This window comes from Chthonomonas sp., from assembly GCF_035294505.1.
Taxonomy (GTDB): domain Bacteria; phylum Armatimonadota; class Chthonomonadetes; order Chthonomonadales; family Chthonomonadaceae; genus Chthonomonas.
The window spans coordinates 1-12,762 of sequence record NZ_DATGKU010000053.1; the positions used below are offsets into that span (position 1 = coordinate 1).

A 12,762-nucleotide genomic window follows, 5' to 3' on the forward strand; every position below is an offset into this window, starting at 1 on the left:
TATGTTGGAGGGCGAGATGCAGAAGCTGCTCCACATGGAGGAGCGACTGCGCCAACGCGTGGTTGGGCAAGACGAGGCGATTACGGCGGTGGCCAACGCGGTTCGGCGTTCGCGCTCCGGTTTGGCCGATCCGAACCGGCCCATCGGCAGTTTCATGTTCCTCGGTCCGACCGGCGTGGGTAAAACGGAGTTGGCGCGCGCTTTGGCGGAGTTCCTTTTTGATGACGAACGCGCCATGGTGCGCATTGATATGAGCGAGTATATGGAGAAGCATTCCGTCGCTCGCCTAATCGGTGCCCCGCCGGGATATGTGGGCTATGAGGAGGGAGGCCAGTTGACGGAGGCGGTTCGGCGCCGGCCTTACTCGGTGATCCTCTTCGATGAGATCGAGAAGGCGCATCCAGACGTTTTCAACGTGCTGCTGCAGCTTCTGGATGATGGACGCTTGACCGATGGGCAGGGGCGTACGGTGGATTTCCGCAACACCGTGGTGATCATGACCTCGAATATCGGCAGCCATATCATTCAGGAGCTTGCACTCACCGATCCCGCGCTCATGCGACAACGGGTGATGGAGGCGGTACAAGCCCACTTTCGGCCGGAGTTTCTGAACCGTATTGACGAGATCATTCTTTTCAAGAGCTTGACGATGGAGGAGATTCGGGAGATTGTGGAGATACAGCTCGGGCTTTTACGCAAGCGCCTGGCCGAGAGGAAGATCACGCTGACGCTTACGCCTAAGGCGCGTGAGGCGGTTGCGTTGGCCGGTTACGACCCGGTCTATGGGGCGCGGCCGCTGAAACGCGCGATCCAGCGGTTGATCGCCGACCCGTTGGCCCAGAAACTACTGGCCGGTGAGTTTCGTGAGGGCGACCACATTCTTGTAGACGCAAACGCGGAGGGGGTTCTCTCCTTCCAGCGTGCACCTGAAGTCGTTGAGGCGACGGCGGTCGGAAACTAAAGGAGGGAATGGCGAGGGGAAGCGGCGTCATTGCCGCTTCCCCATTTTTTTAGCGATAGGCAATATAGGAGGGATTGTAGAACTTGCCCTCACCCGTTCCTTGTGATCCCAAGGTCACCCAGTTCGTTCCGTTCATATCGTCTACTCGCACGACTCGATAGTTACCTCGGTCCACTATATAGATGCGGTTTTGGGGGTCAAGGGCAACACCACAGGGGAAGTTAAACTGATGGGTGCCGCTGCCGGCCGTTCCGAAGGCGACCCAACCATCACCGGTCATGTCGTTGATGCGAACGATGCGATTGTTGCTCAGATCGCAGACATAGATGCGATCGTGGCTGTCGAGGGCGATCTGTTCGGGGTTCGAGAACGTCCCCTTGGTGGTTCCAGAGGTGCCATACGTCGTCCAGTGGGTGCCGTTCATATCGTCAATGCGGATGATGCGGTCTCGGGACATTATGTAGATTCTGCCCTTGCTATCGAGCGCGATCCCTTTTAGCGATTGGAACTGACCTTCCTCAACTCCTTTGGTGCCGTAGGCGACCCAGTTGGTACCGTTCATATCGTCTATTCGGACGATACGATTGTTTTGATCATCAGCAACATAGATGCGATTTTTGGCGTCTATGGCAATGCTGACGGGGTAGTGAAACTGGTTGCTGCCATTGCCTGTTGAGCCAAAGGCCGTAAGGTTTTTGCCATTCATGTCGTCCATGCGCACGATGCGGTCATTGAAACTGTCGGTAAGGTAGATGCGTCCGCTACTGTCTAAGGCAACGGCGGTGGGGCCTGAGAAACCGCTGACATGGCCTCCGAAAGTTGTCCAGCCGTTGCCATTGAAGTCTTGGAAGCGCACAATGCAGTCGTTGCCTGGGTCTGCCACGTAGATGGCGTCTTTAACGCTCTCCACTTCGGCAGGATTTGGAGTGCCGGTGGGCGCTGTGTTCGTGGCGGTGGGGGTGCTTGATGGGGCTGTAGGTGCATTCAAGCCGTTTTGCTCGCTGTGGCACCCTGCTAAAACGGCCAGAGGCGCGATGGCGCTCCATTTAAGGAACTCTTTTCGGTTCATGTTGCATGTCCTCCACAGAGTGATGTTTGTGATAGATTAGGTTGGTGGGTTTGTGGTGAGCACTGCGAGCAGAAGGGAAGAGAGCGCAGTGGCTCACAGTCCATATACTATACGATAGAAAGCAAAAAAGAGGGTGTGAAATATTTCACACCCTTTGAAGTCTCTATAAAAAACCGCAGACAGAAGGTGCAGCAGAAACAGGCTTTATGGTCTGTCTCATCAGGCAGGCTCAATGCAGCGCGATGCCGGAGGGGTTGTTGAAGTTACCTAAACCCGAGCCTTGTATGCCATAAGCGACCCAGTTGGTTCCGTTCATATCATCAAAGCGCACGATGCGGTTATTGCGGCGATCCACTACATAGATGCGATTTTGGGAGTCGATGGCGATGCCGAAGGGGGCGTAGAACTGGTTAGTACCGTTCCCAAAGGTTCCAAAGGTGATCCAGTTGGTTCCATTCATATCGTCCATGCGAACGATGCGACTGGCGCCAATATCGCTGATATAGATGCGACCACTGCTATCGAGAGCGATACCTGTAGGTTCACCAAACTGCCCTTGACCGCCGCCTGACGTCCCATAGGTTGTCCAGCCTGCCCCCGTCATATTGTTGACACGCACGATGCGATTGTTGCCGTCATCGGTAATATAGATGTGGCCGCCGGAGTCCACCACGGCCGCAGCCGGCTCGTTGAAGGAACCTGTTCCCGAACCAGACTGGTTTAAGACCCCTAAGTACGCTGGATTGCTACCGGCCATGTCAGAGACACGAACAATGCGTTGGCCGTTGGAGTCAACAATATAGATGTTGCCGGAGCTGTCTAGAGTAACACCGACGGGCGATACCAGAGCGATTTTGCTGCTAAGGGTAACCCAGTTGGTACCGTTCATATCATCCATCCGCACAAGCCGATCGTTGCCGGAGTCGGCAATATAGATACGTCCTTGGCTATCTACCGTGATACCAAGAGGGGTATTGAACTGCCCTGTGCTGTTTCCTTGAGAGCCGTAGGTTGTCCAGCCGGTTCCGTTGAAGTCGTTGAATTTAACCACGCGATTGTTGCCGAAATCGGTCACATAGATAGTCGGGTTTGCAGAGCCACCGCTGCCGCCAGGAGAAGGGCTACCACCGCCTCCACCGCAGCCTGCCAACAGGGCGAAAGGTGCAAGAAGGCCGAGTTGCAGAAACGTGCGTCTGTCCACGCCTCTTTCGCCCGAAGGGAGAGATTTTCTAAGGAACTCTTTTCGGTTCATGTTGCATGTCCTCCACAGAGTGATGTTTGTGATAGATTAGGTTGGTGGGTTTGTGGTGAGCACTGCGAGCAGAAGGGAAGAGAGCGCAGTGGCTCACAGCCCACATACTATTATACGATAGAAAGCAAAAAAAGAGGTGTGAAATATTTCACACCCTTTGAAGTCTCTATAAAAAACGATAGACAGAAGGTGCAGTAGAAACAGGCTTTATGGTCTGTCTCACCAGGAAGGCTCAGTGCAGCGCAATGCCAAAGGGGCTTAAGAAATTGCCCACACCCTTACCACCGGAACCGTAGGCTATCCAGTTTGTGCCGTTGAAGTCGTCAAAGCGCACAATGCGGTTATTGCCGTTATCTACGACATAGATGCGATTTTGGGAGTCGATGGCAATGCCTGTAGGGCCGGTGAACTGATTGATGCCGTTCCCTTGGGTTCCAAAGGCGGCCCAGTTGGTTCCGTTCATGTCGCTCACACGCACGATGCGGTGGTTGAGGGTATCGGCGATATAGATATTGCCATTACTATCGAGGGCGATATTGCTGGGGAGGTTGAACTGATTTTGACCGTAGCCTGCAACGCCGTACGTTGTCCAGCCTGCCCCCGTCATATCGTTTACGCGAACAATGCGGTTGTTGTTGGAATCCACGATATAGATGTGCCCGGAGGCATCGAGGGTTACAGCGGTAGGATTGTTAAACTGACCCTGGTTGGTACCCGCTTGTTTGTAGGTGCCCAGATAGAGCGCCCCGGCGCCGGTCATGTCGTTGACGCGGATGATGCGCTGCCCACCGAAGTCGGCAATGTAGATAAGGCCGTTGCTATCCAGGGTTACGCCGTAGGGACCGACCAAAGAGATGGCGGTGCTGAGCACCGTCCAGCCAGTGCCGCTCATATCGTTAAAGGAGACAACGCGGGCGTTGGTATAGTCCGCCACATAGATGTGGCCTTGACTATCTACGGCGATGCCTCCAAGAAGGCCAAACTGCCCTGTGCCGCTACCCTGCGAACCATAGGTTGTCCATCCTGTGCCGATAAAGTCGTTGAATTTAACCACGCGATTATTGCCTTGATCGGTCACATAGATGGTGGGTCCGGGGCCGCCGCCATTGCCGGAACCACTGCCGGATGAAGGAGCGCCGCTGCCACCGCCGCAACCGGTGAGGAGGGCTAAGGGGGTAAGCAGTGCCAGCTTAAGAAACTCACGTCGTTCCATTCCTAATCCCTTCGATGAACTTTTATTTCCTTCTAGCGAGAACCACAGTTTAGTATAACCGATTTGAGGGTTTGGCTTGCCGGAGAGGAAGCGCCCTTCTCCTAAAGGCGAGCTGCCTCAGGAGCTTCCCTTCGTGAAGGGGGCGTAAAAGGCCGCTTTAACCCGATATCAGGCCTGGAGGGCGAGAGCGTTACGGGCATCCGCGGGGAAAGGGTGGATGCCCGTAACAGGATAGAATTTGGGGGGAATTAGTGAAGCGCGATGCCGAATGGGCTGATGAAGTTGCCTACTCCATGGCCGTTAGTGCCGTAGGTAGTCCATCCCGTTCCGGTCATGTCGTTGATGCGCACAATGCGATCGTTGCCGTTATCCACCACGTAGATGCGATTTTGGGAGTCGATGGCGATGCCAACGGGACCGTTGAATTGGTTGACGCTGCTTCCTTGGCTTCCGAAAGCCGTCCAGTAGGTTCCGTTCATGTCGCTTATGCGGATAATGCGATGGTTGAGAGTATCGGAGATGTAGATGTTACCACTGCTATCGAGGGCAATACCGCCAGGCTGGTTGAACTGCCCTTGACCGGTGCCTGCCACCCCATAGCTAATCCACCCAGAGCCACTCATATCGTTGACGCGCACGATGCGGTTGTTGTTGGAGTCGACGATATAGATGCGGCCGCTGGAGTCCACCGTTGCCGAAACCGGGCCGTGGAAGAGACCTACCCCCGATCCAGGATTGTTCAATTGTCCGAGCGCCACAGCACCGGTTCCGTTCATATCATACACACGAACGATGCGTTGGCCACCGAAGTCAACAACGTAGATGTAGCCGGAACTGTCTAGTGTAACATCGTAGGGCCCCACGAGAGAGATTTGGCTGCTAAGGGCAACCCAGCCGGTACCGGTCATGTCGTTGATGCGCACAACACGGGCATTTTGAAAATCGGAGATGTAGATACGTCCTTGGCTATCAACGGCAAGCCCACCCGGCAGGTTGAATTGGCCTTGTGAGGAACCGATGGAGCCGTAGGTTGTCCAGCCGGTTCCGGTGAAGTCGTTGAATTTAACGACTCTGCCATTTCCCTGATCGGTCACATAGATAGCCGGGCCTGAAGAGCCGCCGCTGCCACCACCGGAACCACCGCTGCCGCCTCCGGAGCCACCACTACCACCACTGCCGCCTCCTGAACTACCTCCGGAGCCACCACCGCCGCCAGAAGAAGGGCTGCCACCGCCCCCACCGCAGCCTGCCAGCAGGGCGAAAGGTGCTAGAAGGCCAAGTTGCAGAAACTTACGTCTATCCATACATATTCCCCCCGAAATTTGAGATTTTCAATGAACGTTGGCTTAGGTTTACTAAGAGTGATCGGCGCTTATAAACGCACGCTCTTTATTTTGGCACTTTTCCTACAGAATCCTGCATGTAGTCTACGAAGCACCGAAAATCGGTTGAAGTTCACCTCTACGGTATTTGCTTTGACAGAATGCGTGAGGCATAGGTTCCCTCACGATGAACCTGAAGAGGCTTCTATGCGAAACTTGTCGCCTGCTTTGAGGTGTAAAGCGGGCCGAAGATACAGCATCGCTTCTTGGTAGGTGACGGGGACAGGCTGTTTCTGAAGGGAAGCTGTGGTTGTTGGCCCGAAGGTGGGAGGCAGACGCAGGCCGGCAAGCTCGAAAGACCCCCACAGCACCTCCACCTCTAAAACCCCTTTTTTGTCTAAATTCACAGTGCCCCACGCGGTGCCGGCAGTGAAGAGGCATCGGAACGGATCGGCAGGCCACCGAGGGAGGATTTCTAAGGTGTTTGTAGGGGCTGAGTAGCGAATGCCGCTGAGCGCGAGAAGTAGACCCCAGGAAGAGAGCGCACGGGCATAGTGATGCCCGCATTCAAACTCATTCCATGGGTTTCGGCGCTCCCCATCATAACGATTTCGCACGCCCCGTACGATGGCAAGGCCCTCCTCGATTTTGCCTTCGTAGATCAGATGTCCTGCCACCTGATATTCAATGCCTGTCCACACCTCGTCGGCATAGGGAAACGGATAACGTGGCCGCTTGCCATACGGCCAGGTGCATAGCAGAAGCCCCGCCTCGTCGTTAAGAGCATAACAACGCTGGACGCTGGCATGTTGTGACAGATCGGGTTTCCAGTTGTAGCGGAAAACCGTTTCTATCGCTTTTTTAACAATTTCGGGCGGCAGGAGGTAGCCAAGACCCACAATATGCGCCATCCATTGACCCAAGAGTTGATCGGAGAGGCAGCCGGCACCGAACTGATGGAGTGGCTCCGCTTCTAAAGGAAACCGATGGGAAGATGCTTGCTGAAACGCACTGGAGTTCGTAGGGGCAACGATTTGGCGGAAAAACTCCCCGTTCCACAGAAGTTCTACAAGGCGGGTGCTGCCTTGTTCATAGCGCTGGCGGTATTCTGTGGCCTTCTCGTGGAGGCCCAACGCTTTGGCCATCTCTTCCGCAGCGCGAAGGGCACCGAGATAGAGGATGCTGCAGAGAGGGTTCGGGCCATAGAATTCAATATCGTAGGTATTGTGCTGTTCGCCTTCCATGACCCCATCTTGATCGGCATCCCAAGAGTCTGGCTGCCAGGCGAATTCGAGGGCACGCTGCACTCCTGGCCAAACGGTCTGTAGGAACTGCCTATCTCCGGACTGTGTCCATTCACGATAGGCGCGAAGGATGGTGCCCATTTGACCATCGGCGGCCGGCTTGAACTGCCATAGGGTTTGGCTAAGGGGAAGGAGGGTCCGAAACGCCATGTGTCCATCGGGGCGGGTATTGTGGCAAAAATCGGTGAGGCGCACGCTGCGCTCCAGCGAAGGAAAGAGGAAAGCAGCGGACATTGCATAGTTCCATACATGCGTGCAGTTCATCGGGCAGCAGCCTCCTCTGTCGCCACAGCCTTCAAATGCGTTCATGCGGCCATCGGCGGTGTGCAGAACGGTGGGAGAGCGGAGGATTGAGAGATTGGCTCCTACCGCGTCAAGGACGCATGGCGGCAGGGTAGAGCGATAGAGGGCATGATGAAAAGCACGAGTTGCCTTTTCAAGATCGGCCAGGTTCTCGAAGGTATGGCGCGCAGCCGCCCACGAAGAGTTAAAACGAGTGGCATAGTGGTTGCCGATATATTTCCGCTGCACCTCCGGCTCCGAGTTCCAGTAGTTAACGAGATTGGGGAAACGCCAGGCAATGAGAAAAGGCAACTCGACGCTGCTTTTTGGGGCCAGATGCGCATGGAGCGCAAGGGTGGCGACATCGCTTTGATGATCGGGAGAGAGGGAGGCTTGAGGATCGCTGGAAAGGCGGCCTTTAGACTGCACGAAATCGTCCCAAAAGTTTTGGGCATCATCCCACCAGCCGGCGCGCTCCCATCGAAGCCTGAAGCTGACATGAGGCCAATCGGTCATGAGGGTCATATCGCCATAGTGAGGGTCGGAGGGTTGGGGTTTCTCGCCGGTCATAAAGATGCCGTGCAGGGCGTTTTCTTCTTGCCAAGTGTTGAGATTTCGTCCAAGCTGTTGATGGTAGCGGCTACCGGGAAGTTCGTGGCCGGTGAGGCCGATGGGGTTCAAAAGGCAAAGGGCTATGGTTGCGGATATGGCATGTTCTGTGGGATTGCGAACCTTCCACCGAAAGAGAGCGACCGGCAGCGACGAGCTTTCCACATCCATGGGAACAAACGGATTGAACGCCTCTAGAGAGAGTTGAACGGGCAGGTGGTCATCATGAAAATGGAGCCATGCGAATGGGTATTCCCCTCGAAAGGTGTTAGAACGAAGTCGGGGGAGACCGGGAACCCTGCCTGTTGGCAGACCAGAGGAGCCACTATAGGGTGGTGGAATGCGGCTTTCGAGCACACGGGCAAAACCCTCGCCATGGGTGATCTCGAAGTAACCGAGAAAGAAGGTGAAAGGCAGGTGAAAGCCCTTGCCGGGATGGTTGAATATCTCCCAATCTCTCAGGTCGCCGCGGCCACCGAGGGAGATGGTGCCGGTGCCGATGCCGCCGAGAGGAAAGGCGATCTCACGTAAACTATTGCCACGATAGATGTGGCGGTGCGGGGTAGATTTGCTTGGCATAGACCTCCCAGACCTATTGCATTTGGAGGGGTTATTCTTCATGGGGCTTCGCGACTCCTGTTTTAGGAGAGGATAGGTGTTTTTATGAAGCAAATCGTCGTTGGGGTACAGTATAATGGGCTGAGATGAAAGTTTTAGGCATAGAGACCAGTTGCGACGAGACGTCGGTGGCTGTTGTGGAGAGTGGAGCGCGAATCCGCTCTAACATTGTGGCCAGCCAGGTAGACCTGCATGCGCGGTATGGTGGGGTCGTGCCGGAGGTCGCTTCGCGGCATCATGTCGAGCGATTTATACCGGTATTGCGGGAAGCGTTGGCGGTTGGAGAGACAAAGCTAAGTGAGGTTGGGCTTATTGCCGTGACGAATAGGCCTGGCTTATTGGGCGCTCTGTTGGTGGGTGTTTCGGCGGCGAAAGCTCTGGCCATGGCTTTGAAGCGGCCCATTGTAGCCATACACCATTTAGAGGGGCATCTCTATTCGGCTTTTCTTGCAGATAGCACGCTCCATGAGAGGCACCCTATCGTGGCGCTGATCGTTTCCGGTGGGCACACACAGCTTGTTTGGATGGAAGGATATGGTCGTTATGCGTTGTTGGGTGCCACCCGTGATGATGCAGCCGGCGAGGCTTTTGACAAGGGGGCACGCTTGCTTGGTCTTCCCTATCCTGGAGGGCCTAACCTCTCAAAACTCGCGGTGGGCGGCGATCCAGAGCGTGTTCCTTTCCCGCGAGGTATGATCTCTGAGGGTCTAGATTTTAGCTTTAGCGGGCTTAAAACGGCTTTGCGTACCTTTCTGGACAAAGATCGGGGTGCCACTCCGTTAGCGGATGTAGCGGCCTCCTATGAGGCTGCTATTGTGGATGTGTTGGTGACGAAGTTGCGTCGTGCCTTGCAGATGACAGGGGTAAACACAGCCTGTGTTGTAGGAGGGGTAGCGGCCAATCGGCTGTTGCAACGCCGGATGAAGGCGATGGCTGTTGAGGAGGGCGTTCATCTGGTGATGCCCGAACCGATGCTTTGTACCGATAATGCGGCCATGATCGCCGCCGCCGGTTATTGGCGATACCATACCTGTGGGCCGGACGCCTTAAGTTTTGACACACTTGCAACGGCTCCACTTGCTACGTTCCAACGTGCTTAAGAGGGAAACTTTGAACCTGCCAGAATTTTTGAAGCGGGAAGCTGCTCTGAGGGAGCTGATCGAGGATAGCTTGGCAAGTCATTCGGCCTGCCCCTCTGAGAAGTTGGATTTTCTAGTTCACAAATGGATCGGCCTTCCCGATTCTATGCCTCTGCGCTGGGTTATGCGCAGGGGACTAACCGGCGAAGTACGTGGTGTGATGGCGGTAGGCATGGGCGACGAGCTATGCCAGGCCTTTCTGCTGTACGCCTGCGGTGAGCGCGCGTTGCGAGAGCTTCTTTTGACGCTGCCACGAGGGCTTTGGGTTGAATTGGGGTTCGTTGCCGAGTGGATGCGTAACGGGGTTGCAGACTTGATAGACCTGCATGAAGAAAAAAGAACGGATGATGCACTTTGCAAGGTGGTTGGGCGGAGGCGCGGAAGGCGATCTTTAGTGGAGTGCATGGTGGAAGGAAGCAAAGACGCGGTTCTCCTTGAAGTTCGCTCTCTTTTGCACGGAACAGACTGTAAAACCAAGCGATGCTTTGCCATCGAGGGAGAGCTGTTGTGTCTGCGTGCGGTTGAGGATGGGCTGCCGATCCACTGGCTGCTGTACACGCCGGAGTTGAAGAGCGATCCCTTAGGTCGTCAGCTGCACGAACAGGCCTGCTTACAGGGGGTACCTAGGGCGTGCCTGAATGGAGGATTAATGGCTAAGCTCACCACAACGCGGCCTGTCCCACACGTCATAGCCGTAGTTGAAGCAGGACTGCGGACATTGACCGATTTTTATCTAAGTCCTCAGTCGGTCCTATTGATAGCCGAGAATATCTCTAATCCCGACAACCTTGGAATGACGTTGAGAACTGCCGATGCGGCTGGGGCAGAAGGGATTGTGGTGGTTGGAGAAGGGGCAGACCCGTTCCATAAAAATTGCGTTCGAGCGGCACGAGGTGCCGTAGGACGGATGCCACTACTGTATTGCGACAACTTACCGACTGTCTTGCAAACCTTTATAGCAAAGGGTATAGAGGTGATAGGCGCAACAGGTTCGGCCACGGAGACTCTGTGGCAGTTGGATTTCCGACCGCCCCTCCTTTTGTTAGTAGGTAATGAGCAGCATGGCCTGACTAAAGAGGTGCTTACGGTGTGTACCCATCAGGTTCGGATTCCCATGATGGCCGGTCAAGACTCCCTCAATGTAGGCGTTGCTGCGGGCATTTTGCTTTACGAGATACAACGGCAAGGGTGCGCCAAGTGCCCGCCAAGAGAGACACCGAATTCCATAGGTACAATATAGAGGTGACCTGGTGTTAGCTTTCGGCCGAAAGCCGCACCCTTAAGGGAAGTTTGCTTGGCCGTATCCCCGCTTCCCATCGGCAAGCTTAAAGAGGTGGAGTGCTCGTTTCCTGTCCGAAAGAGATGGGGGCGGAAAGCCTCGGATAACTTTTAGGCATGCCGTCAAGGCGAGCCAGGCGGAGTTAGGATTGCGCCGGGGAGGGTTAGAGGGGTACAACAATGGTGTTGGCACGGAACGAGGTTTTCTCTTGTGCCGGCCTGTGGCTTTGGAGAGATAGCGGTTCCTTTGCCGCGTTTTCTGTGGAATAACATCATGGCATTCGAGGCGGTAGCGAGCTTCTCAGGTTTTTCCTGATAAGAAAGCAGGAAAGGAGTAAACAAAATGGCAACGATTTCTCTATCGGATATGACACAACGTGAGGCCCTTGTGGCCGAATTGGCGACCCAAGTGAAGAACCCACCAGAACGCGTTCGCGATGTAGCCAGCGACCCGGCGTTAGCAAAACTGCGGCAGTTGGGAACGCAACTCTGGATGGATACAGGGGACTTGGAGGCAGCACGTAAGTTATGGAAGCAAGAGTTCTCGGCACTGACCACCAACAACACCTTAGCTAACCAGGTGGTTCAGACCGGGATTATGGATGAAGATATAAAGGAGGCGGCCCGCCGGATTCGGGATGTCGAGCCAAGCGTTACCCTAGACGATTTGGTGATGGACATCGGTTTCGTTATCAACTGTCACATCGCTCTTCGGCTGGTGAGCGCTTTCGATGCCTTCGTTAGCGTTGAGCTGCATCCATCTATCGCCCACGACATCGAGAAGACGGTGCGCTATGCGCAAAGGTACTATGCAGTTTATCCCGATCGTTTCATTGTGAAAATTCCCATGACGCCGGAGGGGTTTTGTGCGGTCGCCCGTGCTCGCGCCGAGGGCATTCCCATCAACTACACGCTTGGTTTCTCAGCTCGTCAAAACTATTTAGCCGCGTTGCTCTCGAAGCCGAACTACTGTAATGTGTTTCTTGGACGATTGAACTCGGTAGTGGCCGATAATCACCTCGGTGATGGCAAGTTCGTTGGTGAGAAGGCGACCTTAGCCTCTCAGCGAGCGGTACGGGAGCTTCGCGAGAGCCACCCGGATATTCCAACGCAACAGATCGCCGCTTCGATGCGAAGTGGGGAGCAACTATTAACATTGGCCGGAGTGGACGTGTATACAGCCCCTCCGAAAGCGGTCGAAGAGTTCTATGCTGCTCATCCAAAGCCGGAGAGCATCGAATCGTGCGTAAACAAGGACTATGAGGTGCATTTGAACGCGGACGCCGATGAAGAAACCCGTCGCCAGATCGCCCTCCTATGGACGGTAGATGATGCGTTCAAAGCGTTCGCGAGGGAGCTTGCTGAGCGGGGTGGAGTTCACTTAACCGGAGACGACCTACGGCAGGCGGATCGAGACCATGGAACCCGCCTGTTCAGCAACTTTACGCCGGAAGAGCAGAAAGCGATTCGGGAGACAGGGAAAATACCCGATTTCGCACGCTGGAAAGCGCGAGCCTCTCTTGACGACCTAATGACCGAATCGGCCTTACAGTCGTTCATAGTTGACCAGGAAGCATTGGATGCGCGCATCCGTAAACTGATCGCAGAGGCCTAGGGGCAACCGATCATAGAACCATGAAGCTGAGGGAGAGCGAAGCTCTCCCTCATGTTTTTATGATCAGCAGGATTTCCACTATGCTTTCGCGAAATTAACA

General features: G+C 54.9%; 9 protein-coding genes. 4 read left to right on the forward strand and 5 right to left on the reverse strand.

Annotated features, from left to right (window positions below):
* On the forward strand, positions 1 to 961 hold a 961-nt coding region (locus VKV18_RS02450; protein ID WP_324202642.1), incomplete at its 5' end, for an AAA family ATPase.
* Positions 962 to 1,010: 49 nt separating this feature from the next.
* Here VKV18_RS02450 and VKV18_RS02455 read toward each other — a convergent pair.
* The 5 genes from VKV18_RS02455 to VKV18_RS02475 all read right to left on the reverse strand — a co-directional run bounded on the left by VKV18_RS02455 (position 1,011) and on the right by VKV18_RS02475 (position 8,591).
* Positions 1,011 to 2,030: an NHL repeat-containing protein gene (locus VKV18_RS02455; RefSeq protein WP_324202643.1), complete on the reverse strand. Its 1,020-nt coding sequence runs from the start codon at positions 2,028 to 2,030 to the stop codon at positions 1,011 to 1,013.
* A gap of 229 nt (positions 2,031 to 2,259) precedes the next feature.
* The gene (locus tag VKV18_RS02460; RefSeq protein WP_324202644.1) at positions 2,260 to 3,282 is read right to left on the reverse strand and encodes an NHL repeat-containing protein; all 1,023 of its coding nucleotides are present in this window, start codon (positions 3,280 to 3,282) and stop codon (positions 2,260 to 2,262) included.
* A gap of 232 nt (positions 3,283 to 3,514) precedes the next feature.
* Positions 3,515 to 4,495: an NHL repeat-containing protein gene (locus tag VKV18_RS02465; RefSeq protein WP_324202645.1), complete on the reverse strand. Its 981-nt coding sequence runs from the start codon at positions 4,493 to 4,495 to the stop codon at positions 3,515 to 3,517.
* 248 nt (positions 4,496 to 4,743) lie between these two features.
* Positions 4,744 to 5,799 carry an NHL repeat-containing protein gene (locus tag VKV18_RS02470; protein WP_324202646.1) on the reverse strand — a complete coding sequence of 352 codons (1,056 nt, stop codon included), beginning with the start codon at positions 5,797 to 5,799 and terminating at the stop codon, positions 4,744 to 4,746.
* 200 nt (positions 5,800 to 5,999) lie between these two features.
* Positions 6,000 to 8,591 (reverse strand): GH116 family glycosyl-hydrolase, encoded by a 2,592-nt coding sequence (locus VKV18_RS02475; RefSeq protein ID WP_324202647.1) that lies wholly within the window; start codon positions 8,589 to 8,591, stop codon positions 6,000 to 6,002.
* Positions 8,592 to 8,716: 125 nt separating this feature from the next.
* On the opposite strand from VKV18_RS02475, the gene tsaD reads away from it, so the two are divergent.
* The 3 genes from tsaD (at position 8,717) to VKV18_RS02490 (ending at position 12,662) form a co-directional block, all read left to right on the forward strand.
* Positions 8,717 to 9,730 carry a tRNA (adenosine(37)-N6)-threonylcarbamoyltransferase complex transferase subunit TsaD gene (gene tsaD / locus VKV18_RS02480; protein ID WP_324202648.1) on the forward strand — a complete coding sequence of 338 codons (1,014 nt, stop codon included), beginning with the start codon at positions 8,717 to 8,719 and terminating at the stop codon, positions 9,728 to 9,730.
* Positions 9,731 to 9,740: 10 nt separating this feature from the next.
* Positions 9,741 to 11,009, forward strand: coding sequence for an RNA methyltransferase (locus VKV18_RS02485; RefSeq protein WP_324202649.1), 1,269 nt, complete (start codon positions 9,741 to 9,743; stop codon positions 11,007 to 11,009).
* 381 nt (positions 11,010 to 11,390) lie between these two features.
* Positions 11,391 to 12,662 (forward strand): transaldolase family protein, encoded by a 1,272-nt coding sequence (locus VKV18_RS02490; RefSeq protein WP_324202650.1) that lies wholly within the window; start codon positions 11,391 to 11,393, stop codon positions 12,660 to 12,662.
* Positions 12,663 to 12,762: the final 100 nt, after the last annotated feature.